This window comes from Ornithinibacillus halophilus (genome assembly GCF_900129485.1).
In the GTDB taxonomy this organism is placed as follows: Bacteria; Bacillota; Bacilli; order Bacillales; family Amphibacillaceae; genus Ornithinibacillus; species Ornithinibacillus halophilus.
The window spans coordinates 40,629-64,421 of the sequence record NZ_FQVW01000015.1; the positions used below are offsets into that span (position 1 = coordinate 40,629).

A 23,793-nucleotide genomic window follows, 5' to 3' on the forward strand; every position below is an offset into this window, starting at 1 on the left:
CTATGATTGCTATCATTGATTATGGTGCAGGTAATTTAAAAAGTTTACAGTTTGCATTATCCAAGTTAAATATAGATTCATGTATAACAACCAACCAAGATGTGATTGAGAGTAGTAATGCGATTATTCTACCGGGGGTCGGGGCATTTGAAGAAGCCATGCTCGAACTCCAACATGCGAACGTAGTGGATGTCATAAAAAATGAGGTAAACAAAGGAAAAATGCTACTTGGGATTTGCCTTGGTATGCAACTATTATATGAGAATAGTAGTGAAGACGGTTTTACTGAAGGTCTTAATTTACTGCAAGGATCGATAAACCGAATTCCTGACACAGTTAAAGTTCCTCATATGGGTTGGAATACATTATCCATCAATCAGAACCGTCCGATTATTAAAGGGTTACCAGAAAATCCTTATGTATATTTCGTCCATTCTTTTTATGCAACTAACCAGAACTCTAAAGACTTAGTTAGTAGTACTGATTATGGTGTCACGATCCCAGCAATTGTTCAAAAGGAAAACATTATTGGTATGCAGTTTCATCCTGAGAAAAGCGGGAGAGTTGGACTGCAATTACTTAAAAATTTTGGGGAGATGATTTCATGATTCTTTTTCCAGCAATAGATATTAGAAATGGGAACTGTGTACGACTTATCCAAGGCGATTATGACAAAGAGAAGGTATACAGCAACTCCCCGCTAGAAATGGCTTTGACTTGGGAAAAAAAAGGTGCACAGGGATTACACCTGGTCGATTTAGACGGAGCAAAAACTGGTGAAGCAACAAATAAAGAAATAATAATTGATATTGCTAAAAACGTAACTATCCCCGTCCAAGTTGGTGGTGGAGTTCGTTCATTCGAACAAGTAGAATCATATTTATCCAATGGAATTAGTCGCGTTATTTTTGGAACTGCTGCAATAGAGAATCCAACATTATTACAAAAAGCAGTTACTTCATATCAGGATAAAATTGCTGTTTCCATCGACGCCCGTAATGGCTACGTTGCTACGAATGGATGGAAAAACACAAGTAAAATCCAGGCAATTGATTTATTAAAAGAGCTAGAAGAAATTGGTGTGAAAACAATCATTTATACAGATATATTTAAAGATGGAATGCTTCAAGGCCCTAATTTTGAAGAACTACAAGTAATGAATGATGCGTCTTCTATACAAGTTATTGCTTCAGGTGGAATTACCAATACCAATGATGTAGACACCTTAAAATCTATGAATCTATATGGAGCAATTATCGGAAAAGCACTTTATGACGGTTCTATTTTCTTAGAAACCCTTTTGGAAGGTGATAAAAATGCTCGCTAAACGAATTATCCCTTGTCTTGATGTGGATAAAGGAAGAGTCGTCAAAGGAAAAAAATTTCAAAATATCCAGGATGTCGCAGATCCAATTGAAATGGCTAAGTTTTATAGTGATTCCGGTGCCGATGAGTTAGTATTTTATGATATCACTGCTTCTAATGAAGAGAGAAGTATTTTTATAGATGTTGTGGAAAGAGTAGCAGCTGAAATTTCAATTCCCTTTACGGTTGGTGGTGGAATACGTACATTGGAAGATATTCACGATGTACTTCGTGCAGGTGCAGATAAAGTATCCATCAACAGTGCTGCTGTAAAAGACCCAGAGCTTATTGCAAAGGCAGCAAAAAAATACGGTTCACAATGCATTGTTTTATCAGTCGATGCCAAAGAAGTGTCTCAAAACAAATGGAGCGTTTTTATAAATGGTGGGAGACAGAACACAGGATTAGATGCGATTGAATGGGCTGTAAAGGGAGAAAGGCTCGGTGCAGGAGAAATCGTTGTAAATTCTATTGATTCTGATGGAGAAAAAAATGGCTATAACATTCCTTTAACCAAGGAAATTTCATCTAGTGTTAACATTCCAATTGTTGCAAGTGGCGGGGCTGGAACAAGAGAGCATTTCATAGAAGTCCTTAGGGGTAATATAGCTGATGCAGCATTAGCAGCTTCGGTTTTTCATTATAAAGAAATTAGTATACCTGAGCTAAAAGAACAACTTGCGAATAAAACTATTCCTATGAGGAGAATTGCAAATGGGTAATATCGAACCAAACTTTACGGAAAACAAATTAATTCCTGCTATTATTCAAGAAGAAGCGACAGGTGAAGTTTTAATGCTAGCCTATATGAATCAAGAGGCTTATCGTAAAACGCTTGAAACAAAAGAAACATGGTTCTTTAGCCGAAAAAGAAAGGAACTTTGGAATAAAGGTGCCACATCAGGCAATAAACAATTTGTAAAAAAGATATCCTATGATTGTGATCAAGACGCTATATTAGTTCAAGTTAAGGCTCTTGGACCAGCTTGCCATACGGGAGAGCATACTTGCTTTTATAACAATGTCTTCGATGAGGGAACTACTACTCATAATATCATCCCAATCCTTAAGGAAAACATTCATAACCGAAGAAAAAATCCGGTGGAGGATTCTTATACTACGTATTTATTCCGAGAAGGGATTGATAAAATACTCAAAAAGGTTGGGGAAGAAGCTAGTGAAGTGATTATTGGTGCCAAAAATAATGATAAGCAAGAAGTCACTTGGGAGATTGCTGATTTAACCTATCATCTACTAGTATTAATGGAATTACTAGAGGTTAGTGATGAGGACATTAAGAACGAACTCGTTAAAAGACATTTACAAAAGATAGGTGTAAAAGATGAGTAACTATTGGAGCACGATGCTTAAACGAACGGATCCCTATGTCCCAGGTGAACAACTGGAGGGGCAAATTTTAAAATTGAATACGAATGAGAATCCTTACCCTCCCTCACCTAGTGTTCTAAATGCCATTTCAAATGAAATGAAGCACAACCTTCAATTATATCCATCGCCAACAGTCGAACAATTACGTGAAGTTATAGCAAGGGCTAGTAATACTTCACTAAAAAAGGAAAATGTTTTTATTGGGAACGGTTCGGATGAAGTTTTGGCATTCTCTTTTATGGCCTTCTTTGAGCCTGGTAAAACGATACGCTTTCCGGAAGTGACGTATAGTTTTTATCCAGTCTATAGTAAACTATTTAATATTTCTTATGAAGAAATTTCTTTAAACCGTGATTTCACTATACCTGTAGAGAGGTTCTTCCAATCAGAAGGTGGGGTAATTTTCCCAAATCCGAATGCACCAACTAGCCTTTTCCTTTCTATTAACAAGATAGAAGAAATTGTCCAACAAAATCAAGATAATGTGGTGATTATTGATGAAGCATATATTGATTTTGCCCAGGAATCAGCTGTCTCTCTATTGAATAAGTATGATAACCTTCTTATTATACAAACTACTTCTAAATCACGTTCATTAGCAGGATTAAGGGTTGGTTACGCTTTAGGACACCCTGATTTAATCGAGGGTTTAACTAGAATTAAAGATTCTTTTAACTCGTATACGATTGACCGGTTAGCAATCGCAGGTGCACAGGCAGCATTTGAAGATAAGGATTATCATCAGGAAACTATTGAAAAGATTCTAAAGACAAGAGAATGGGTTTCTATTGAATTGAAACAACTAGGGTTTCAAGTGCTACCTTCTCAAGCCAACTTTTTATTTGTTAGTCATTATAGCCTTTCAGCCAAATCCCTTTATCAAGCTCTCAAATTAGAAAATATACTTGTACGTCACTTCAACAAAGCACCTATCGATAATTATTTACGCATAACGATTGGTAAGGACAATGACATGATGGAGCTTATGAAAACAATAGCAAAAATACTCATAAAGCAGGTTTGATATGACAATATTAAAAGGAGACCGATTTACCAGTCTCCTTTAAAAAGTCTTTATAGCATTTTCTCAATGTCTGCTGATTCTTCTAATTCTTCTATTTTAGTTAAAAGTTGTTCAGATTGCTTTTGTTGTGTTAATTGTTGTTCGATGAATACTTTTGCTTCATCATATTCCATGATATCTTCATTCTGTTCTTTTAATTGCTCATATAGTTCTTTAATCTCTTCTTCTGGTACTTCTTCAACTGTAATTACATCAGTCATATATTTATCGACTAGTAAATTAAACTTTAATTGTTCTTTGAAAGCATCCTCTGTTAAGTCAAACTGTTTAAGATATGCTTCGTAGCCTTCCTCATCTTCTGATTTCACATTTTCTAATCGATTCTCAACTTCTTCATCAGTGACTTCAAGTCCACTTTCGATTGCATCTTGTCTAATTAATTCTTGAGCAATTAATTCATTAAATGTTTGTTCCTTCACTAATTCCAAATCACTTATATCCTGACCAGCTTGATATAAACGTTGCTTTGTTTGGTAGTATACTGGGTTATATTTATTACCAAAGATATCTTTATCGTTTACTGAAAGGACAACTTCCTCTTCATCCACTATTTCTTCGTCAGTAACTTCAAACGATTGTTCCGTTGTATTCCCGTCATTATTTGATTCATTATTATCATCATCTCCACATGCAGTGACTACTGATGCAAGACTAAAAGCAATTAATAGTAAAAATAGCTTCTTCATTCCTATACCTCATTTCAAAAGATGATAATTCCATTCAACCATAGAATGTACCTATAATTCAAGTTTTATGAAACTTTAAAATCTAATTAAACCCTATCATATCAACATTGTTGGATGAGTATAAAAAAGGTAACTCCATTCTAACTGGAGTTACCTTTATAAGTGATTTAGTTCAATGTTCCATCGATTTCTTTAATCATTTCCTTAACAGAGATCAGTCCTCCACCAGATAAATACCAGTAATCTGGATTTAGGTAGTAAATTGTATCATTTTGATATGCTTTTGTGTTTTCCATCAATTTATTTTCTACGATTTGCTTTGCATTGCTCTCTCCACCAACAACAGCACTTCGGTCAATAACGTATAATAAATCAGGATCATTTTCCTTTACATATTCAAAAGTTACATTCATTCCATGCGTAGAAGCTTCAATACCTTCATCTACAGGTGTCACTCCAAATACATCATGAATTAACCCAAAGCGGGAGTTTGCTCCATACGCACTAATTTTATCATCATTTGCTAATATGATAAGTGCATTTTTGTCCGTTGAAGAGGCTTTATCATTTAACTCTTGAATTAAAGTATCAATCTCTGCTAGTTCCTCATCGATTTCTTTTTGCTTATCAAAAATTTGACCAACTGCATTCATATTTTCTTTAAATGACTCCATGTACCTTGTTGTATCAACTCCAAGGTGTATTGTTGGTGCTAATTCTTCAAATTGATCAATTAAAGATGCTTGTCGACCAGAGATGATGATTAGGTCTGGATTAATCTCAGCTATTTTCTCAAAATCAGGTTCTTTAAGACTTCCAACATTCTCATAATCATCACCGGAATATTTTTCTAAATAATCTGGTGTTGTTGATGATTTTGGAATTCCTGCTACTTCTAAACCTAATGCATCAAGTGTGTCTAAGATACCAAAGTCAAATACTACTACTTTTTTCGGATTAACAAGTACATCTGTTTCACCCAATTCATGTGAAATGGTTACTTCATCATTAGAATTTGAACCTGTATTTGTATTTTCGTTATCCTCTGTGGAACCACATGCAGTAATAACGAGTGTAATAAAACTAATTGCTAATACCATAAGTATTTTTTTCATAAGGATGCTCCTTTTTTAATATATATAATCAAATGAGGGCATTAGCAAAACATCTCAGGTATACCAATAATATAGGCATTTGTTATTTTGGTATGCATGAGCGCTCAAACATACATTTTTTTATTTTATTTTTATTTATTTATTTTATAATAGGCAATTTCGTTTACCTATTTCTATGTATACGGTAAACTATAAGTAAGGTATTCTCCTTTATAAAGGATTTAGCACGTCTGCTATCTTCTTTATAAAGGGGTTTTTTTTGCCTTATTGGATACTGCAAATATTTTGCATACCATCATTTGTTATTAAACAAATTAACTTCACCTTTTTAGGTGGAAAATCAACTACTAGAAATAAACGCAAATACGTTTATTATCAATGTTTTGAATTTCAATATCCATATCATAGATATCTTTCAATACACATTGATCAATGACGTCACATGTACGTCCTTGTTTCACAATTTTTCCATCTTTCAATGCTACAATTTGATCGGAGTAGCAGGATGCAAAGTTTATATCGTGAATTACAATTAAAATTGTTTTACCTAATTCATCAACAAGCTTTCTTAATGTCTTCATAATTTGTACGGAATGTCTCATATCTAAGTTATTCAATGGTTCATCTAACAGAATATACTCTGTATCCTGTGCTAAAACCATGGCAATATGTGCACGCTGACGTTGACCACCACTTAGCTCATCAAGGTATTTATCTTGAATATCTCTTAATTCCATATAATCAATTGCTTCATCTACTTTAACCCAATCTTCTTTTTCTAATTTCCCTTGTGAATAAGGGAAACGACCAAATGCAACTAACTCACGTACACTTAACTTTAAATTAATCGAATTGGATTGTTTCAAAATAGAAATCTTTTTAGCTAATTCATTATTCTTGGTCTTCATAATATCTTGGCCGTCAATCGTTATGTCTCCATTGTCCTTAGCAATCAATCGGCTAACCATAGAAATCAACGTACTTTTTCCAGCACCGTTCGGGCCAATAAATGATGTAATTGTTCCTTTTTCAATCGAAAGCGATACATCATCAATAACTTTCTTCTGATTATACGTTTTAAATAAATTCTTGATATCTACCATGACTTATTCTCCTTTAACAATAGATATATGAAGTACACTCCACCAACAAAGTTGATGATGACACTAATTGTTGTTTCAAAGGCAAACAATCTCTCAACGATAAACTGTCCACCGAGTAAAGCAATTATACTGATGAATACAGATCCTAAAATAATATACAGATGCCGATAAGTTTTCATCATCTCATAAGCGACATTCACAACCAATAAACCTAAAAATGTAATTGGGCCAATTAACGCAGTTGCTACTGAAATTAGGATAGCAACAATAACAAGTAGGCGTTTCACAATGGCATCATATGGTACTCCTAAGTTAACTGCATTATCTTTCCCTAATGCCATAACATCTAAATATTTATAAAACCGCATAAAGTAAATTACACATGCTCCAATTAAAATTAACGAAATGTAAACTAAATCTGTATTCACATTGTTAATACTTGCAAACATTCGATCTTGCGCAACCATGAATTCATTTGGATCAATAAGGACTTGCATAAAATCTGTAAAGCTGCCAAAGAATGTTCCTAATATCATTCCAATTAGTAAGAGGAAGTAGATATTGTTTTTTTCCCCTTTAAAGAGAAAGTGATACAGAACCAGTGAAAATAGTACCATTATTGAAATGGATACTAAGTAGTTAAGGTTGCTACTCATCATCACTAGTGAATTTGCGCCAAAGATAAAGATGATAACTGTTTGTATTAGCATATAAAGAGAATCTAACCCTAATACACTTGGTGTTAATATACGGTTATTGGTTATCGTCATAAAGATGGTTGTAGAAAATGCAATTGCTCCACCTGTCATGACAATCGCTAATACTTTTATGGCTCTTCTGGGTAGAATATAACCAATGTTTCCACGTAAGTCATAAAATATATACAAGGCTGCAAGCAGTACAGAAATACCCGCCAGGATGATAGTCTTCTTCTTAAAGTCCATATTTCTTTCTCCTTAACAACAGGTAGATGAATATCGCACTACCTATAACACCAACTGTTAAACTAATCGGAATTTCATATGGATAGATGATTACCCTACCGATGATGTCACAGAATAAAACAAATAATGCTCCTAACAATGCTGTATGAATTAAGGATTTCTTCAAGTGATCTCCCCGATAAATTGTTACGATGTTAGGAATAATTAATCCTAAAAATGGTATGACACCTACCGTTAAAACAACAGATGCTGTAACTAATGCAACAATGATAAGACCAAGATTAACAACTTGACGATAATTTAACCCCAGATTCTTTGAAAAATCTTCTCCCATTCCTGCAATAGTAAATTTATTAGCATAGAAAAATGCAACCATTAGTATAGGTATACTGATATACATGAGTTCATAATTACCACTCATAATCATTGAAAAATCGCCTTGCATCCATGATGACATATTTTGTATTAAGTCATTACGATAGGCAAAGAAAGTGGATAATGACCCAATAATATTCCCAAACATTAAACCAACTAAAGGAATGAAAATGGCATCTTTAAACTTAATTTTTTCCAAAATTTTCATAAAGACAAATGTACCAATTAAAGCAAAGATAAAGGAAACTAGCATTTTTTGCATTGGGCTAGCAGCCGTAAATATCATTAAAGAAACTAATACCCCTAATCTTGCAGAATCGAGAGTACCTGCAGTAGTTGGGGAAACAAATTTATTTCTACTTAACTGCTGCATAATTAGCCCACAGATACTCATACTCATACCAGCGATTAGAATTGTAACTAATCGTGGAATACGGCTTACTAATAAGATCTGAGCTTGGTCTTCCGTTAAGCTAAACAAATCCATTGGTGTCAGATCAGAGACGCCAATAAATATCGATGTAAATGATAAAACAATAAGTGCAATAACCAAGTATCGTATTTTCATAGAATATCCTTCTTAACTATTATTAATAATAATTATTACGTACAAATGAATCTAAATAAGAATGAGATTCATTATCAATTAGATTATCTATGTTGAGTATAGCATATATGTGACATTCGTCAATAAAAAGCACCCAACAATTTTCTACAAATTAGTGAATTTATCAACCTTTATACCGTTTTCATATATATTCTCATTTCCTATGCCAAGAAAAAGACTTATCGAGAAATATATTCTCAATAAGTCTTTTTCTTACTCTTCCTCAATATTACATCCTTCATCGGTACAATAGGTTGTTTTTGAGTTATTAGGATTTAGAGATTTTAATACTGGCTTTTCATTTTCTTCTTCCCATACCTTATCTAATACTTCTTTAAAGGTTTCAACTGGTTGGGCCCCGGATACAGCATATTTCTCATTGAATACAAAGAAAGGAACGCCCTGGACACCAATTTGTTTCGCCTGATTTTCATCAAAACGAACTTTGTTTCCATATTCATCGGTTTTAAGCATTTCCTCTACTTCCTCTGCATCTAAGCCAACTTCTTCTGCAAGTTCAATTAATGTTTGATGATCACTTAGCAGTTTTGACTCGGTAAAGTATGCATAAAGCAGCCGTTCAGTCATTTCTTTGCCTTTCCCTTTTCCATCAGCGTATTGTGCTAGTCGATGTGCATCAAACGTATTCGTATGCTTCATCGTGTCAAAATGATACGTTAAACCAACTTCTTTTGCTTGTAATCCTACATTCTCATTCATTGCCTTTGCTTTTTCAACACTCATTCCGTATTTTCCTGCAAGTAATTCATGAATGCTCTTACCAGGATTAACTTCTGCATTCGGATCAAGCTCATAGCTTCTATATTCAACAGTCACGTTATCTTTATTCTCAAAGTTGTTTAAAGCAGCTTCCAATCTTCGTTTACCTATATAACAAAAGGGGCATACGAAATCAGACCATACCTCGATTTTCATAAGTCACACCTCACTTTTAATCATATTTTAGCATAGTGACTTTCTTATTTAATAGCATTCTGCTTAAGGTTAAAGACAAACAAGGTTAATCTTTATCCTCCATTAATGACCTTCCCATTATTTCAACTCGATTTGTGTTTTTTAATTCATCAAGATTTTTTGCTCCGATACCAAACATCGTAATTTTCAATTCAAATTCTATTTGTTCCATTACTTTCATTACCTCTTCTGAAGATGTTGTTGCTGCTTTTAGTAAAGAACGTGCAAAACCAATAATATCGGCACCTATTGTGATTGCTTTTGCTGCATCTACTCCTGTTTTCATCCCACCACTAGCAACTAATGGTACGTTGTTTAACTCGCTTCGGACAGAGACTATACAGTCTTTTGTTGGGATTCCCCAATTATTAAATGCTTCAGCAGCTGCTTTTCTCAAAGGATCCTTAGACCTTAATTTCTCTACTTGGCTCCATGAGGTACCACCTGCACCTGCCACATCAATGTAAGATACACCAGCATCGTATAATTGTCTCGCAACATGCCCATCAATACCAAAACCTACTTCTTTAACACCCACAGGTACAGTAACTTTTTTACAAACTTCTTCAATTTTTGGTAATAAATCCTCGAAATTCAAATCCCCTTCATCTTGAATGACTTCCTGTAAACTATTTAGATGAAGATATAAGGAATCTGCTTCTGTTAAATCAACTAATTTTTGCGCTTCTTCGGCACCGTAACCATAATTTAATTGCACCGCACCAAGATTTGCTATTAATGGCACAGTAGGAGCTTGTTTTCTAATCAAAAAGGAATCCTGATGTTTATCTCCTTCAAGTAACGCCCTTGTTGAGCCAAGTGCAATTGCCCAGCCCCGTTCTTCTGCAGCTATAGCTAAATTTTTATTGATTTCTTCTGCCATTTGAGATCCACCAGTCATAGAACTAACTAAAAATGGTGCTTTTAGGCTTTTGTTCAAGAAACTAGTTTCTAAGTTGATATCCTGAAAGTTTATTTCAGGTAATGCATTATGTATAAATGAAATCCCCTCAAGACCTGTTGACTTATTTACCCCTTCAACATGATCTGTTAAACAAAGCCGAATATGTTCTGTTTTCCTTTTATTAATTCCTTGTTCTGCCATCATTACCACCCTTACTGTACTATTTTTAAATTCCGTTCCTATTATCTACACTTTATGATAACAATATTTAATTTGAAATCGAAACCGTATCACTCAATCATATTTTTATATGCTTTCATGTTTAGTTTACTGTTTTCAGCAGTTTATTGAAAGTGAATTGTACTTCACGTGCAACATCTACATTTCATTAGTGGTACATTGTTGTTTTATCCTGCTTTTAATACTCTCCATAAGATTATTCCAAACTTTTCAGTTAATTATTATGGTAAACTTGTACTAATATATTTTATCAATGGAGGTTAAAAAATGTCGCAGTTAACGGAGAAAGCGAAAGAATTTTCTGAAAAGGCTCACCAAGGACAGTCTCGAAAAAATTCTGATGTCCCTTATATTACCCACCCAATTCGCGTAGCAAAACGTTTAGAAGAAGCTGGATTCTCAGAAGAATTAATTTGTGCTGGTTATTTGCATGATGTGGTAGAAGATACCCCTTATGATATTGAAGATATTAAAAAGTTATTCGGAGAACGTGTTGCGACCCTAGTATTAGCACATACAGAAGATAAAACAAAAACATGGAAAGAACGAAAGCAACACACCATTGATACCATTAAAAATGGCGAAAAAGAAGTGAAGTATTTAATTGTGGCTGACAAATTAGATAATCTACTTAGCTTAGAAAAGGATTTAAAAGAACAAGGCGTTCATGTTTGGAATAATTTCAATGCAGGTATTGAGCAGCAAGCTTGGTATAATCGTTCCATCGCAGAAAATATGTTTGTAGGCCTGAATGATGATGAGGTTCCAAGTTATTTTCATGAATTTGAGAAAGCAGTCCACAGGGTTTTCACTAGCTAATAAGGAGGTTTTTTTCTATGATATTAAATTTCAATCAAATTAATCATGAGGAATTTATGAAAGAAGCTCTTATTGAGGCTGACTTAGCTGGAAAACGTGGTGACCGTCCAATAGGTTGTGTCATTGTACATAATGGAGAAATTGTCGCTAAAGGTGCAAACAGTATTGAAACGTCAAATAATAATGTTGCACATGCCGAGATTAATGCCATCCACAGCAACCCAGGATACATAAGAGAACACGCTAGAGAAAGCATTCTATACACTACCGTTGAACCATGTGTTATGTGTCTTCCCACTATTGTCATGGCTAATATAAGAAATATTGTTTTTGCAATTGAAGATAAATATATGGCTATGGATCATTTTATACAATCTAACCCATATCTCAAAAAACGAGTTCATAACTATTTGGGGAATGTCCTTAAAGATGAATCTATTGAAATTCTTCAGAAATATTCCAAGGAAACAGCTTCACTAATTCTACACGGTAAAATTTAATTTAACATTTATCCTTTTTTTCGTTAATGAATATGTTAAAATACTTTTTATGTGTTTTTAGGCTAAAAACTCACTTGTTAGAAAAAATAACAAGAAGATTATTATACTGCCTACCACTTTCCATTAATCCGTATAGTGGAAAGTTCGACTTAATTAAGGAGGATTTATGGGACATCGTAGAGAACAGTGGACATCAAAATTAGGTTTTATTTTAGCTACAGCTGGTTCAGCAATTGGACTTGGAGCCATTTGGAAATTCCCTTATATAGCAGGTACTTCTGGTGGGGGAGCTTTCTTCTTCATTTTTATTTTATTTACACTTTTTGTTGGCCTTCCTATTTTACTGGCCGAATTTATTATTGGACGAGGCTCTCAAAAAGATGCCATTTCCGCCTATACTCATTTTGCCCCTGGTAAACAGTGGCATTTAGTTGGGGTGTTAGGTGTAATTACTAGCTATATTGTATTGTCTTTTTATAGCGTTGTTGGGGGCTGGGTATTACTTTATATTATTAAAACCATAACAGGACAATTATCAAATGTTCCGGATAATGATTTTGGTGTAATTTTTGAAGGTTCTATAGCCAATCCATTAATTGCAGTTATTTCCCAATTTATTTTTATATTAGTTACGATAATAGTTGTAGCTAGAGGTGTCGAAAAGGGAATTGAGCGGGCAAGTCAAATTATGATGCCAACATTATTTATTGCTTTTATTATTTTAATTATTCGTTCACTAACACTTGACAATGTAAGTGAAGGACTAGAATTTTTCTTATATCCTGATTTCTCTAGTATGACATCTGATACGATATTGTTTGCTTTAGGGCAATCATTCTTTTCAATTAGTGTAGGGTCATCTGTGATGGTAACCTACAGTTCCTATTTGCCAAAAGGAGAGAATTTACCAAAATCAGCACTAATGATTGTTAGTATGAATATCTTTATCTCGCTATTAGCTGGTCTTGCTATTTTCCCAGCTGTTTTCTCCTTCGGCTTTGAGCCTGCAGAAGGACCTGGATTATTATTTGTTGTTCTTCCTGCAGTATTTGATATGATGCCATTCGGCTCTGTTTTCCTAGTTATATTCTTAGTATTGTTTTTGTTTGCAACACTTACTTCTGCCTTCTCTATGTTAGAAATTATTGTTGCAGCAATTACAAAAGGGGACCGTTCGAAACGTAAAAAAATTACTTGGCTAAATGGTTTATTTATTTTTATGATAGGTATTCCTTCAGCACTCTCCTATGGGGTACTGAGCGACTTTACCTTATTTGGAAAAACCGTTTTTGACCTTGCTGATTTCTTAGTATCAAATATATTAATGCCTTTAGGAGCCTTAGGAATTGCGATATTTGCATCAATTGCTATACCTAAGAATAAACTACTTGAAGAGATTAGCTCTGGTTCAAGTAAATCTAAAAAACTCTTTGCAATTTGGTTCTTAGCCATAAAATATATCGCACCAATTGCCATTATTATTGTATTTTTAGATGCACTAGGTATTATTAAATTTTAAGGATTAGTTGTTTTAATCTATTATAAAGGCTTAGAGAATTGTCTCTCTAAGCCTTCTTTTTATCATTCATATGTTACCTAACGTTCATATCATTTGGATCTGGGCCTTTTCGTTGATTGCGGTTCAAGTTAGCCATTTTATCCATTTCATCAGTTGTTAACTCGAAGTCAAAAACATTAAAGTTTTCCTCAATCCTAGACGGAGTTACTGATTTAGGAATAACAATATTATCATACTGCATATGCCAACGAATGATAACTTGTGCTGGAGTTTTTCCATGGTTCTCTGCAATTTGTTTTACGATACCATTCTCTAATACTTCTCCACCCTGCATTAGTGGGCTCCACGCTTCCAAATAAATGTCATGTTGCTTACAAAATGCTTTTAATTCAACCTGTTGTAGATAAGGATGACATTCTACCTGATTGACTGCCGGAACGACCTCACATTCATCTATTAGACGTTGTAAATGTTCAATGTGGAAATTACATACTCCAATCGCCTTTACTCGTCCATCCTTATATAGTTTTTCTAGTGCTTTATACGTTTCAACATACTCATCGTATTGTGGAGTTGGCCAGTGAATTAAATAAAGGTCAACATAGTCAAGACCTAACCTCTCTAAACTGGCATCAAATGCTTTCAGTGTATTTTCATAACCATGGTCTGTATTCCAAACTTTTGTAGTGATAAAAAGTTCTTCCCGTGGAATATTGGATGAAGCCAGAGCACGTCCTACCCCTTCTTCATTTTTATAAACCATTGCTGTATCAATTGAACGAAAACCTACCTCTAATGCTTTTTCAACAGCTGGTGTAGCTTCTTCATCTGGTACTTGCCAAACACCAAAACCTAATTGTGGCATTTTAAGTCCATTATTTAATGTTATATAATTCATTTGCTGAACTCCTTTCATTCTATAGCTGGATTATTCTAACAAAGTAATAGCATTCTTTCCAATTATTTGCCCTTTACTAGACTTACCAAAATAGACAACAACTATTACTTTTAGTGTATATTTTTAAATATCTGATAAAATAGAATAATATTCTAATAGTAGGAGGAAAACCTATGAAAAATTCATTTATGATAAATGAGACAACAATCAATGACATACAACAGGCGATGGAAAATGGAAATTTAACTGCTAAGAAACTAACCGCATTATACTTAGAACAGATAGCAAAATACAATCAACAAGGGCCCAAGATTAATGCAGTATTAGAAATTAATCCAGATGCATTATTTATTGCAGAATCATTAGACTTAGAACGACAACAAAAAGGACCACGAGGACCTCTTCACGGTATTCCCCTTCTATTAAAAGATAATATTGACACAGGGGATAAAACTCATACTACTGCCGGTTCACTTGCACTTAAAGATCATTATGCTAAAGAGGATGCTTTTTTAACGAAAAAACTTCGAGATGCTGGGGCTATTATTCTAGGAAAATCTAACCTTACTGAATTTGCGAATTTCATGGCAGTTGGGATGCCAAATGGATATAGCTCACACGGTGGACAAGTCCTAAACCCATATGGTCCAGGTAAATTCGATGTTGGGGGTTCTAGTTCAGGACCTGGTGCAGCAATTGCAGCCAATTTTGCTTTAGGGGCGATTGGAACAGAAACTAGTGGCTCTATCTTAAGTCCTGCCAGTAGTAACTCATTAGTCGGTATTAAGCCTACCGTTGGGTTAATTAGTAGAACAGGAGTGATACCTATAGCTAGTAGCCAAGATACTGCAGGTCCATTGGCACGTACTGTTACAGATGCAGCCCTCATCCTTGATGCAATGACAGGCGTAGATGAAAGTGATCCAGCAACAAAAACGAATCCTAATAGCATCACAGATTACACTAACTATCTAAATAAAGATGGTTTAAAAGGAAAACGACTTGGGATATCGCGCGATTACATCGGAAATCTACCAGACGAAGAATTGGAGTTAGTAAACAAAGCATTAATAGTTATGGAGGAATTAGGTGCTACTATTGTAGATCCTATTGCACTACCAACTGATCTCCCAGTACCAACAGTTCTATTCCATGAGTTCAAGAATGGCTTGAATGCCTACCTTTCCACTGTTGATCATCGTCTAAAATTAAATACTTTATTAGACATTATTAATTTCAATCAATCTCATGCAAAAGATGCACTAAAATATGGTCAAAAACTATTAATCGATTCAGAAAAGAAAAGCGGAACATTAACGGAAGCAGAATATATTAATGATCGCCTAAAAGATCTTAGACTATCACAAGATGAAGGAATAGATATGGCACTTAATAAGGATAATCTAGATGCATTGATTTTTGCTAATAATCATGGTGCTAGTATTGCAGCCAAGGCCGGTTACCCTTCAATTACGGTTCCAGCAGGATATACTAGTGATGGAAAACCTGTAGGAATTACGTTTACAGGAAGTGCCTTTACAGAAGGCCAACTTATAGAGCTTGCTTATAGCTATGAGCAAACAACAAAACATCGTAAAGCTCCTGTGTTAGATTGATTGATAAGTAGAAGCTGTCATTTAGTTGACAGCTTCTTTTTTCATTTCTTATTCGACATACTATTAATGGTTTCTATTAGTCCTTGATGATAGGAAGTCCTAGGTAATTCTCCTATCATAATTTGATATTTAGTCCCATCTAATACGATTGGATTTTCGTTTAGATACTGCATTTCAACTAACTCCCGCATTTGTTTGTCAAATATCCCTAATAATCCTAGCATACGTTTATTTACTGATCTAACAGATTTATTAAATCCAGTGTAATCTCGTATCATATTAATTAATTCTCCTCCACTGATTACACCAAAACCAGGGATATTCCAATTATCGCCATATGATTTATTATTAAATGCCAACTCCACAATAGCATTAGCCCCATCTGGAGTATAAATGTATTCCCTTGCTACAGATAGATCCCCCACAAAATATGCAGTTTTATTAGCCAGAACGTTATTGAGCATATGGTTTATATAAGAATTTTCTACATGTGGACCGTAAAAGTCAGGGAAGTGCGCTCTGACATAAGGAACACCCGACTCTTTTACCATCTTCTCTAATTCCAAACGAATTTTTCCTTTTTTTGTCACCGGAATTTTATCGGCATCCTCTGCTATTCTTTCTTCTCTCCTTTTTCCATAAGCATAAATATTGTCTACTATTGCTAGTTTTACAGATCGTTTTTTTGAAACTTTTACTATATTACTAGTAATTAAAGGTAACATTTCAGTCCATTCCTGATAGGGAATATTGATGGCATTAAATATTATATCAACACCTTTAATTGCTACTTCCAAATCTATTATTACCGATGCGTCCCCAACATGAATTTGAACCAGTTCTTCGTGTCTAAATAAGTTTTCAAGTTTTTGTTTGTTCCTTGCAAATGCAATGACACTTACTTGACGATTCAATAACTCCTTTACGATCGCATATCCCATGCCACCACTAGCACCTAAAACTAATACTTTTCCCCTATTATCCCCCTCTTATTTTTATTAACCACTGGTTAATAAATTGCAAAAAAAGAACTAGTTAAAGCTCTTTATTTTTTTGTCCACTTAAGTAATAAACTTACATGATGTTCTGCAGCTGACTTTATCTCATCATAACTTGTTACATGTCTTAAATAATGTGTAACAAATCCGTGAATAGAAATAAATATGGACCATACATCCTGAATTGACACTGTTCTTTCACTTAGATTACTTATATGAGTTGCAAATTTTTGGTACGTATTCATCGGACTTTGGTTAATAAAATTTCGTACTTCTTCGTCCTTTGTCAAAAACATAATCTCATAATGGCTCTGGTAAGTTAGACCAAATTCGATATACCCTAATAAGATCCTTCTAAGCTTTTCCGTATCGTCTATAGGTTCTGCAACTATCTCATCTAGAGTGTGATCAAGCATGTCAAAATGTTTCTCTACTAATGCATAAAAAAGTTCAGCTTTATTTTTAAAATGATAATAAATTGCTCCATGGCTATAATTAAGTTTAGTAGCAATTTGCCTCATTGAGACATGTTGAAACCCTTTTTCTGCAAACAAATCTCTTGCTGCTTCCATAATTGCTTCACGTGTTAACTCCTTATCCACTACTTTTCTCGCTGCCATCTCTATCCCTCTTTTTTAACCACTGTTCAATTAATACTATAATAGAAAAAGTAAGAAACTTCAAGCTAATTTTAAGAAAAAAAAAAGACCACCCTCACGGATTAGCCTTACACATTAATCATCATTCCAGATAATTTCACCACTCTGTTCTTGGTGATTAATTGTCACTTCAAAATTATGCTTTTTATAAAAATGCTTTAGACGGTTCACATGGCCAAAATCACGTTCAACTAAATCACCTGTTATATATTGAATATTTTTTTCACGTGCATGTTCTTTTAGGTGCTTCATTAAAATGGAACCATATCCCCTATTTTGTTCTCCCTTTATGTCGGCAATATGAATCGTTGACTCATCTTTCACCTCTGCTTGTATTGCGGAATGCCATTTTCCACGGTATGGCGACTCACAATTATGGAGCATCAATTGAAAAGTATCTGAGTCTTTATCTGCGAAGATTACCACCCAATCATTCTCTTTTGTTTGATCGATGCTAATTACTTCGGACTTTTTAGCAATCTCTTTTATATTATTTTGCATTCGAAACATTTGAATCTCTAAGGTGTCTAATTCCTCTTTCAACTCTTCTTTATTCTTTTCTGTTTCTAAAAATGCTGACTGAATCAATTAATACACCTCCTATATTTATTAATTCTAATAAACTTATAAAAAGCTATTATATTCAAGACAAAAAATGATTGTTAATTAATCTACAAAAAATTGCACACTGGTTGCTATTTTACAAGATAGTTAGGTATAATTACAAGTGTTAGAATATTGTCAATAAATGTTATAATCCGTTGTTTTTTAATATATACACGCGTTTTTTAATGTAAATGAGGGGGATATCTATGAAAAACAAAAAGAAGAAAGCGAAGGGATTAAAAGAGAAAAAAAGATTTAATCTTAAAGATGTAAAAATCGGTCATGGTTTTTTGGCAATCTTTATAGCGAGTTCGATACTCTTTTTAATCGCAGGTTCCATCGTCTATTTTGAATTACATAACGCATCTAATGATATTGAGATCATAGATGAATACAGTGCCAATGTTAATGACATGGCAGAAATGGCATCCATTATCCAGGTTAAAGATGTACAAATTTCTGATTATCTCCTAAATGACCGGACTAAATATGTGGATGCATTTATAGAGTATCAAGAGGAATTTAATGCCTTATTAACAAAAATAGAACCAAATATGCGAACCAATGAACAAAAAGAATTATTTAATAAAATAAAAGAAAATGATCAAAAAATAAATGATATGTTTTTAAATGAAATTAGTAATTTTGTGGAAACGAATCAGTTACACTTAGCAAATTTAATGAGAAACCAATCATCTGAACTCAGATCAAGTACAGTAAATCTTGTAAACGACCTAATGGATACAGTAAAAGAGGAACAAGTACAAGCCGTTCAAAATTCTAAGCAAAGCATTTCCAGAACGACAGTATTTCTTGTTGTCTCAACTGCTATTGCTATTTTGTTAGGATTGATTTTAATGTATATGACGAGTAGAAGAGTTACAAGGAACCTTCAACAGGTTGTTCAAATTACGACTGAATTTTCAAAAGGGAATCTGCAAGTTGAATCCATGAAATACAGTGGTAATGATGAAATTGGGCAACTAGCTCGTGCAGTTAATTTAGTTAAAGAAAACATGAAGAATATACTGATGAAGGTCTCTGACGCTTCGGAGACAGTCTCATTACGAAGTGAAGGATTATCTCAATCAGCTATCGAAGTTCGAGAAGGAAACGAACAAATTGCTTCAACAATGCAAGAACTTTCTTCAGGTGCTGAAACTCAAGCTAACAGTACATCCAGCCTTTCAGAAAACATGAATGATTTTGTACAAATGGTGCGTTCATCAGAACAACAAGGTCAAGAAGTAGCAAATACTTCAGACCATGTACTCACCCTTACAAACGATGGACAATCATTAATGGAGAAGTCTGTGAGCCAAATGAAACAAATTGATCAAATTGTTTCTAATTCTGTTCTTAAAGTACAAGGATTAGAGCAACAATCCAATGAGATATCTAAGTTAATTTCCGTTATTAAGGATATAGCTGATCAAACCAATCTATTATCACTGAATGCTGCTATTGAAGCTGCAAGAGCTGGAGAACAAGGGAAAGGATTTGCAGTAGTTGCGGATGAAGTTAGAAAACTATCTGATCAAGTCTCTGACTCGGTAGGAGAAATAACCACAATTGTCCGTAATATCCAATTGGAAACAAATGACGTCGTATCTTCTCTCAATAACGGGTATGATGAAGTTAAAGAAGGTACCACTCAGATTGAAACCACCGGTGAAAACTTTGCTTCTATTCATCAATCTGTTTCCGATATGGTTGTCAAAATCAATTCGATTTCAACTAATTTAAAGGATATAGCAAATAATAGTAATGATATGAATAAAATAATAGAAGAGATTGCCTCTGTGTCAGAAGAATCTGCTGCAGGCGTGGAACAAGCAGCTGCTTCAGCCCAACAAACATCTAGTTCCATGGAAGAAGTAACGAATAATGCAGAAGAACTAGCAAAACTAGCAGAGCAATTAAACGAAGAATTAAAGGTATTTAAGCTGTAAAGATGACACAGAACTAGGCAGCACTGAAAGTTAAACTAAAGGAGGAGACAAATGATGTTAATCGTAACAACGAATGAAGTCCCCGGAAAAACGATAACAGAAGTTAAAGGTCTCGTACAAGGTAGCACTGTCCAAACTAAGCATGTTGGAAGAGATATTGGCGCTGGGTTAAAAACACTTGTCGGAGGAGAGATACAAGGTTATTCCGATATGATGAAAGATGCAAGAAACATCGCAAAAAATAGAATGGTAGAAGAAGCTGAGAAGCTGGGAGCCAACGCGATTGTCGGCATGCGTTTCCAGACCTCACAAGTAATGAATGCAGCTGCTGAGGTAATTGCATACGGTACTGCAGTTCGTGTATAAACAAAAGGCAACCTCACATCTCATGAGGTTGCCTTTTTTATAGAATGTATTAAATTCAGAGATGTGTAGCTCCGAGCGCCTGCAATTAGCGAAAGAACTACATAGAATTACTTCCTTGCGCTATTCTTATGATAGAGAAAGCAATCCTTTGTATGGTCATTTACCATACCGGTTGCCTGCATAAACGCATAACATATAGTAGGACCTACAAAAGAAAAACCCCGCTTTTTTAGTTCTTTACTCATTTTCTCTGATTCAGGAGTAGTTGCTGGTACGTCTTGGTGGTTTTGCCAATCATTTAATATCGGTGCACCATCCACAAAACTCCAAATATATTGGTCAAATGTTCCATACTCCTCTTGAACTTTCAAAAAGCATTTAGCATTATTGATAGCAGAATGTACCTTTCTCTTGTTTCTAATTATTCCATCATTTTGTAAAAGACTGCTAATTTTTTTATCATCATAGTGTGAGATTATTTTAGGATCAAAATCATCAAAAGCTCTCCTATAATTCTCTCTCCTTCTAAGAATCGTTATCCAACTTAGCCCTGCTTGTGCCCCTTCAAGTATTAGCATTTCAAATAACTTATGATCATCATGAGTAGGTCTTCCCCACTCTGTATCATGATAATGCTTATACAGTTCATCTTCGGAATTAGCCCATGAACATCGGTTCAAACCCATCACTCTTCCTTCTTCTCAACTCTATTTTCATCATAAGAAATCCAATCACTAAAGCTCCCTGGATAAAGCTTCACATTTTTATAACCTGCTTGTTTTAAAGCAATAATATTCGGACATGCAGAGACACCCGAACCACAAGAAACAATGATTTCTTCCTCTTTGTTTAAAAGCTGAAAATGTTTCTCTAGTTCTTTCGATGTTTTCCAATATCCATTCTCATCCAAGACATCCTTCCAAAAGTAATTTTTCGCTCCTGGTATGTGCCCTGCTTTAGGGTAGAGAGGCTCTACCTTTCCTAAGTATCTTTCTTTAGCACGGGAATCAATTAACACACTTTCATTTTTGGAAAGCTTCTCTTTTACTCCATGAATATCAACAACTTCATTGTGACGGATTTTAGGGATGTAGTTTTTCTTTCTCGATATTGGAATTGTTGTCGTTACTTCCTTCCCGTTTTCTAGCCAACCATTATAGCCACCTTCTAGCAAGTACATCTTTTCATGGCCAAAATAGTATAGCAACCACCACATTCGAGCAGAAAACATTCCATTCTCAGCATCATAAATAACAACTGTTGTCTCATTATCAATACCAATATTTCCTAATTTAGCTGAAAATATATCTACATCTGGTAAAGGATGATTGCCACCATGTTTTTTTACTTTTCCTGATAAGTCCTTATTCAAGTCTAAATAGACAGCATTTGGAAGATGTGATTCGATATACAATTTTCTCCCTGCATCAGGATCCTGTAAATCAAAACGAACATCGACCACAACTAGATTCTCATTATGTAATTTCTCCTCTAATTCATCTACCTTCATAAGGTATGACATCTTCCCCACCTACCTCTTTCCAATAAAGTCTTGTATCTAAATTATATTCTATATCAAGCTTAAGTTTTCCTGTATAGAATTTATTTCGCGTTACGGTATAATTAGAAGATAGTATCTTATTTAAATAAAAAGGAGCGTTACCTATGAAAAAAGAAATTATCCAACGATTTACTACATATGTAAAGATCGATACACAATCTAATGAAGAAAGTAAAACTACCCCATCTACAGAAGGCCAGTGGAACCTTGCTAACCTATTAGTAGATGAGTTAAAAGAGATAGGCATGGAAGATGTTACTATTGATGACAATGCTTATGTGATGGCAACATTACCATCAAATACTGATAAAGAAGTACCAACAATTGGTTTTCTTGCCCATTTGGATACTGCTACTGACTTTCCAGGTGAAAATGTGAATCCACAAATCGTAGAAAATTTTGATGGAAATGACTTAACTTTAAATGATGAATTAAATATCGTTTTATCTAGCAAGGAGTTTCCAGAATTACCTAGCTATAAAGGACATACGTTAATTACTACGGACGGGACAACCCTACTTGGGGCCGATAACAAAGCTGGTATTGCTGAAATTATGACTGCAATGGATTATTTAATAAAACATCCTGAAATAAAACACGGAAAGATTCGAGTTGCTTTCACTCCAGATGAAGAAATAGGTCGCGGTCCCCATAAGTTTGATGTGGAACGATTCAATGCATCATACGCTTATACAATCGATGGTGGACCTTTGGGTGAATTGCAATATGAAAGCTTCAATGCTGCTGCAGCTAAGGTTACGTTTAACGGCAATAGTGTTCATCCAGGAACTGCAAAAGATAAAATGGTGAATTCCGGTAAACTAGCGGCAGAATTTATCAATAAGTTTCCACAAGAAGAGTCCCCTGAAAATACTGATGGATACGATGGGTTCTACCATTTAATCTCAGTGACAGGGGATGTAGAACAAACGAAAGTGTATTACATTATCCGTGATTTTGATCGTGAAAAATTTGAAGCTAAAAAAGAAACTCTTACAAAATATACTGAGGAAATAAAAGAAAAGTACGGAGAAAATAGCGTTGAACTAGAATTAAACGACCAATATTACAATATGCGAGAAAAAATTGAACCTGTTATGGAAATCGTTGATATTGCCAAACAAGCTATGAATAACTTAAATATTGAACCTGTCATTCAACCTGTTCGCGGAGGTACAGATGGGTCTCAGCTTTCCTATATGGGATTACCAACACCAAATATATTCACGGGTGGAGAGAACTTCCATGGTAAGTTTGAATATATTTCTGTCGACAATATGGAGAAGGCTACTAACGTAATTGTGGAGATTTGTAAGTTGTTTGAAGAAAATAATTAATGAAATTAGAAGATGGGACATAACTAAAAGGTCATTACTAAAGACGAACAATCCGCTAGCTTAGCGGAGGGAATATACGCAGACTCCTGTGGGAGCAAAGGCATCGGTGAGACCCCACAGTGCGATAGCACGAGGAGGCTCACCAGCCGCCCACGGAAAGCGAAGTATATTTCCG

At 34.6% G+C, this 23,793-nt stretch carries 25 protein-coding genes; 12 read left to right on the top strand and 13 right to left on the bottom strand.

The genetic code is table 11. The annotated features are described in order from the left end of the window. Window positions 1-2 precede the first annotated feature (2 nt). The 5 genes from hisH to hisC are packed head-to-tail and all read left to right on the top strand — an operon-like array spanning window position 3 to window position 3,778. Window positions 3-608, top strand: coding sequence for an imidazole glycerol phosphate synthase subunit HisH (hisH, locus tag BUB12_RS08160; RefSeq protein WP_072889892.1), 606 nt, complete (start codon window positions 3-5; stop codon window positions 606-608). Further along, the gene (gene hisA, locus BUB12_RS08165; protein WP_072889894.1) at window positions 605-1,327 is read left to right on the top strand and encodes a 1-(5-phosphoribosyl)-5-[(5-phosphoribosylamino)methylideneamino]imidazole-4-carboxamide isomerase; all 723 of its coding nucleotides are present in this window, start codon (window positions 605-607) and stop codon (window positions 1,325-1,327) included. Before hisH ends, hisA begins: the two co-directional genes overlap by 4 nt. Then, a complete protein-coding gene (gene hisF, locus BUB12_RS08170; protein ID WP_072889896.1) occupies window positions 1,317-2,087 on the top strand; it encodes an imidazole glycerol phosphate synthase subunit HisF in 771 nt (256 codons plus the stop codon). The genes hisA and hisF overlap by 11 nt, the downstream gene beginning before the upstream one ends. After that, window positions 2,080-2,715, top strand: a complete 636-nt coding sequence (gene hisIE, locus BUB12_RS08175) for a bifunctional phosphoribosyl-AMP cyclohydrolase/phosphoribosyl-ATP diphosphatase HisIE (RefSeq protein ID WP_072889898.1) — start codon at window positions 2,080-2,082, stop codon at window positions 2,713-2,715. The genes hisF and hisIE overlap by 8 nt, the downstream gene beginning before the upstream one ends. Then, the gene (gene hisC / locus BUB12_RS08180) at window positions 2,708-3,778 is read left to right on the top strand and encodes a histidinol-phosphate transaminase (protein ID WP_072889899.1); all 1,071 of its coding nucleotides are present in this window, start codon (window positions 2,708-2,710) and stop codon (window positions 3,776-3,778) included. The genes hisIE and hisC overlap by 8 nt, the downstream gene beginning before the upstream one ends. A 50-nt stretch (window positions 3,779-3,828) precedes the next feature. Here the strand turns inward: hisC and BUB12_RS08185 are convergent, their stop codons facing one another. From BUB12_RS08185 to fni, 7 genes are all read right to left on the bottom strand, one after another. Then, window positions 3,829-4,524 (bottom strand): SurA N-terminal domain-containing protein, encoded by a 696-nt coding sequence (locus BUB12_RS08185; protein ID WP_072889900.1) that lies wholly within the window; start codon window positions 4,522-4,524, stop codon window positions 3,829-3,831. A 167-nt stretch (window positions 4,525-4,691) separates the two neighbouring features. Further along, window positions 4,692-5,639: a siderophore ABC transporter substrate-binding protein gene (locus tag BUB12_RS08190; RefSeq protein WP_072889901.1), complete on the bottom strand. Its 948-nt coding sequence runs from the start codon at window positions 5,637-5,639 to the stop codon at window positions 4,692-4,694. Window positions 5,640-5,986: 347 nt separating this feature from the next. Beyond that, window positions 5,987-6,742 (bottom strand): iron ABC transporter ATP-binding protein, encoded by a 756-nt coding sequence (locus BUB12_RS08195; RefSeq protein WP_072889902.1) that lies wholly within the window; start codon window positions 6,740-6,742, stop codon window positions 5,987-5,989. Continuing rightward, on the bottom strand, window positions 6,736-7,686 hold the full coding sequence (locus tag BUB12_RS08200) for an iron chelate uptake ABC transporter family permease subunit (RefSeq protein WP_072889904.1): 951 nt from the start codon (window positions 7,684-7,686) through the stop codon (window positions 6,736-6,738). The genes BUB12_RS08195 and BUB12_RS08200 overlap by 7 nt, the downstream gene beginning before the upstream one ends. Continuing rightward, on the bottom strand, window positions 7,676-8,629 hold the full coding sequence (locus BUB12_RS08205; RefSeq protein WP_072889906.1) for an ABC transporter permease: 954 nt from the start codon (window positions 8,627-8,629) through the stop codon (window positions 7,676-7,678). Before BUB12_RS08205 ends, BUB12_RS08200 begins: the two co-directional genes overlap by 11 nt. Window positions 8,630-8,881: 252 nt before the next feature. Beyond that, window positions 8,882-9,604, bottom strand: a complete 723-nt coding sequence (locus BUB12_RS08210; protein WP_072889908.1) for a DsbA family oxidoreductase — start codon at window positions 9,602-9,604, stop codon at window positions 8,882-8,884. An 85-nt stretch (window positions 9,605-9,689) separates the two neighbouring features. Continuing rightward, the gene (gene fni, locus BUB12_RS08215; RefSeq protein WP_072889910.1) at window positions 9,690-10,748 is read right to left on the bottom strand and encodes a type 2 isopentenyl-diphosphate Delta-isomerase; all 1,059 of its coding nucleotides are present in this window, start codon (window positions 10,746-10,748) and stop codon (window positions 9,690-9,692) included. Window positions 10,749-11,054: 306 nt separating this feature from the next. Between fni and BUB12_RS08220 the strand changes: the two genes are divergently transcribed. From BUB12_RS08220 to BUB12_RS08230, 3 genes are all read left to right on the top strand, one after another. Beyond that, on the top strand, window positions 11,055-11,606 hold the full coding sequence (locus tag BUB12_RS08220) for an HD domain-containing protein (protein WP_072889912.1): 552 nt from the start codon (window positions 11,055-11,057) through the stop codon (window positions 11,604-11,606). 17 nt (window positions 11,607-11,623) lie between these two features. After that, window positions 11,624-12,106, top strand: a complete 483-nt coding sequence (locus tag BUB12_RS08225; RefSeq protein ID WP_072889914.1) for a nucleoside deaminase — start codon at window positions 11,624-11,626, stop codon at window positions 12,104-12,106. 166 nt (window positions 12,107-12,272) lie between these two features. Continuing rightward, on the top strand, window positions 12,273-13,625 hold the full coding sequence (locus tag BUB12_RS08230; RefSeq protein ID WP_072889916.1) for a sodium-dependent transporter: 1,353 nt from the start codon (window positions 12,273-12,275) through the stop codon (window positions 13,623-13,625). A 73-nt stretch (window positions 13,626-13,698) separates the two neighbouring features. On the opposite strand, the gene BUB12_RS08235 is transcribed toward BUB12_RS08230, so the two are convergent. Beyond that, entirely contained in the window at window positions 13,699-14,523 is an 825-nt protein-coding gene (locus tag BUB12_RS08235; protein ID WP_072889918.1) for an aldo/keto reductase, read from the bottom strand. A 173-nt stretch (window positions 14,524-14,696) separates the two neighbouring features. Here BUB12_RS08235 and BUB12_RS08240 point away from each other — a divergent pair, with 173 nt between their 5' ends. Further along, window positions 14,697-16,139, top strand: a complete 1,443-nt coding sequence (locus BUB12_RS08240; protein WP_072889920.1) for an amidase family protein — start codon at window positions 14,697-14,699, stop codon at window positions 16,137-16,139. Between the two features lie 41 nt (window positions 16,140-16,180). Here the strand turns inward: BUB12_RS08240 and BUB12_RS08245 are convergent, their stop codons facing one another. The 3 genes from BUB12_RS08245 to BUB12_RS08255 all read right to left on the bottom strand — a co-directional run bounded on the left by BUB12_RS08245 (window position 16,181) and on the right by BUB12_RS08255 (window position 18,384). Continuing rightward, a complete protein-coding gene (locus BUB12_RS08245) occupies window positions 16,181-17,080 on the bottom strand; it encodes an NAD(P)H-binding protein (RefSeq protein WP_072889923.1) in 900 nt (299 codons plus the stop codon). Window positions 17,081-17,184: 104 nt separating this feature from the next. After that, the gene (locus tag BUB12_RS08250) at window positions 17,185-17,757 is read right to left on the bottom strand and encodes a TetR/AcrR family transcriptional regulator (protein ID WP_072889925.1); all 573 of its coding nucleotides are present in this window, start codon (window positions 17,755-17,757) and stop codon (window positions 17,185-17,187) included. Window positions 17,758-17,871: 114 nt separating this feature from the next. Then, on the bottom strand, window positions 17,872-18,384 hold the full coding sequence (locus tag BUB12_RS08255) for a GNAT family N-acetyltransferase (RefSeq protein WP_072889928.1): 513 nt from the start codon (window positions 18,382-18,384) through the stop codon (window positions 17,872-17,874). A gap of 224 nt (window positions 18,385-18,608) precedes the next feature. On the opposite strand from BUB12_RS08255, the gene BUB12_RS08260 reads away from it, so the two are divergent. Then, window positions 18,609-20,354 (top strand): methyl-accepting chemotaxis protein, encoded by a 1,746-nt coding sequence (locus tag BUB12_RS08260; RefSeq protein ID WP_072889929.1) that lies wholly within the window; start codon window positions 18,609-18,611, stop codon window positions 20,352-20,354. A 54-nt stretch (window positions 20,355-20,408) separates the two neighbouring features. Next, window positions 20,409-20,720 (top strand): YbjQ family protein, encoded by a 312-nt coding sequence (locus BUB12_RS08265; RefSeq protein WP_072889931.1) that lies wholly within the window; start codon window positions 20,409-20,411, stop codon window positions 20,718-20,720. 107 nt (window positions 20,721-20,827) lie between these two features. Here the strand turns inward: BUB12_RS08265 and BUB12_RS08270 are convergent, their stop codons facing one another. Beyond that, window positions 20,828-21,406, bottom strand: coding sequence for a DNA-3-methyladenine glycosylase I (locus BUB12_RS08270; protein WP_072889932.1), 579 nt, complete (start codon window positions 21,404-21,406; stop codon window positions 20,828-20,830). Next, window positions 21,406-22,242 carry a sulfurtransferase gene (locus tag BUB12_RS08275; protein WP_072889933.1) on the bottom strand — a complete coding sequence of 279 codons (837 nt, stop codon included), beginning with the start codon at window positions 22,240-22,242 and terminating at the stop codon, window positions 21,406-21,408. Before BUB12_RS08275 ends, BUB12_RS08270 begins: the two co-directional genes overlap by 1 nt. 143 nt (window positions 22,243-22,385) lie before the next feature. On the opposite strand from BUB12_RS08275, the gene pepT reads away from it, so the two are divergent. Then, a complete protein-coding gene (gene pepT, locus BUB12_RS08280) occupies window positions 22,386-23,618 on the top strand; it encodes a peptidase T (protein ID WP_072889934.1) in 1,233 nt (410 codons plus the stop codon). The last annotated feature ends 175 nt before the right edge of the window (window positions 23,619-23,793 follow it).

Excerpts from the sequence above, each read along its gene's own strand:
- hisH (WP_072889892.1), top strand. The coding sequence starts at position 3 with ATGATTGCTATCATTGATTATGGTGCAGGTAATTTAAAAAGTTTACAG.
- hisIE (WP_072889898.1), top strand. The coding sequence starts at position 2,080 with ATGGGTAATATCGAACCAAACTTTACGGAAAACAAATTAATTCCTGCT.
- BUB12_RS08205 (WP_072889906.1), bottom strand. The coding sequence starts at position 8,629 with ATGAAAATACGATACTTGGTTATTGCACTTATTGTTTTATCATTTACA.
- BUB12_RS08270 (WP_072889932.1), bottom strand. The coding sequence starts at position 21,406 with ATGGGTTTGAACCGATGTTCATGGGCTAATTCCGAAGATGAACTGTAT.
- hisF (WP_072889896.1), top strand. The coding sequence starts at position 1,317 with ATGCTCGCTAAACGAATTATCCCTTGTCTTGATGTGGATAAAGGAAGA.
- BUB12_RS08195 (WP_072889902.1), bottom strand. The coding sequence starts at position 6,742 with ATGGTAGATATCAAGAATTTATTTAAAACGTATAATCAGAAGAAAGTT.
- BUB12_RS08210 (WP_072889908.1), bottom strand. The coding sequence starts at position 9,604 with ATGAAAATCGAGGTATGGTCTGATTTCGTATGCCCCTTTTGTTATATA.
- BUB12_RS08225 (WP_072889914.1), top strand. The coding sequence starts at position 11,624 with ATGATATTAAATTTCAATCAAATTAATCATGAGGAATTTATGAAAGAA.
- BUB12_RS08185 (WP_072889900.1), bottom strand. The coding sequence starts at position 4,524 with ATGAAGAAGCTATTTTTACTATTAATTGCTTTTAGTCTTGCATCAGTA.
- BUB12_RS08275 (WP_072889933.1), bottom strand. The coding sequence starts at position 22,242 with ATGTCATACCTTATGAAGGTAGATGAATTAGAGGAGAAATTACATAAT.
- BUB12_RS08220 (WP_072889912.1), top strand. The coding sequence starts at position 11,055 with ATGTCGCAGTTAACGGAGAAAGCGAAAGAATTTTCTGAAAAGGCTCAC.
- BUB12_RS08200 (WP_072889904.1), bottom strand. The coding sequence starts at position 7,686 with ATGGACTTTAAGAAGAAGACTATCATCCTGGCGGGTATTTCTGTACTG.
- hisA (WP_072889894.1), top strand. The coding sequence starts at position 605 with ATGATTCTTTTTCCAGCAATAGATATTAGAAATGGGAACTGTGTACGA.
- BUB12_RS08265 (WP_072889931.1), top strand. The coding sequence starts at position 20,409 with ATGTTAATCGTAACAACGAATGAAGTCCCCGGAAAAACGATAACAGAA.
- BUB12_RS08260 (WP_072889929.1), top strand. The coding sequence starts at position 18,609 with ATGAAAAACAAAAAGAAGAAAGCGAAGGGATTAAAAGAGAAAAAAAGA.
- BUB12_RS08240 (WP_072889920.1), top strand. The coding sequence starts at position 14,697 with ATGAAAAATTCATTTATGATAAATGAGACAACAATCAATGACATACAA.
- pepT (WP_072889934.1), top strand. The coding sequence starts at position 22,386 with ATGAAAAAAGAAATTATCCAACGATTTACTACATATGTAAAGATCGAT.
- BUB12_RS08230 (WP_072889916.1), top strand. The coding sequence starts at position 12,273 with ATGGGACATCGTAGAGAACAGTGGACATCAAAATTAGGTTTTATTTTA.
- BUB12_RS08245 (WP_072889923.1), bottom strand. The coding sequence starts at position 17,080 with ATGGGATATGCGATCGTAAAGGAGTTATTGAATCGTCAAGTAAGTGTC.
- BUB12_RS08190 (WP_072889901.1), bottom strand. The coding sequence starts at position 5,639 with ATGAAAAAAATACTTATGGTATTAGCAATTAGTTTTATTACACTCGTT.
- hisC (WP_072889899.1), top strand. The coding sequence starts at position 2,708 with ATGAGTAACTATTGGAGCACGATGCTTAAACGAACGGATCCCTATGTC.
- fni (WP_072889910.1), bottom strand. The coding sequence starts at position 10,748 with ATGGCAGAACAAGGAATTAATAAAAGGAAAACAGAACATATTCGGCTT.
- BUB12_RS08235 (WP_072889918.1), bottom strand. The coding sequence starts at position 14,523 with ATGAATTATATAACATTAAATAATGGACTTAAAATGCCACAATTAGGT.
- BUB12_RS08250 (WP_072889925.1), bottom strand. The coding sequence starts at position 17,757 with ATGGCAGCGAGAAAAGTAGTGGATAAGGAGTTAACACGTGAAGCAATT.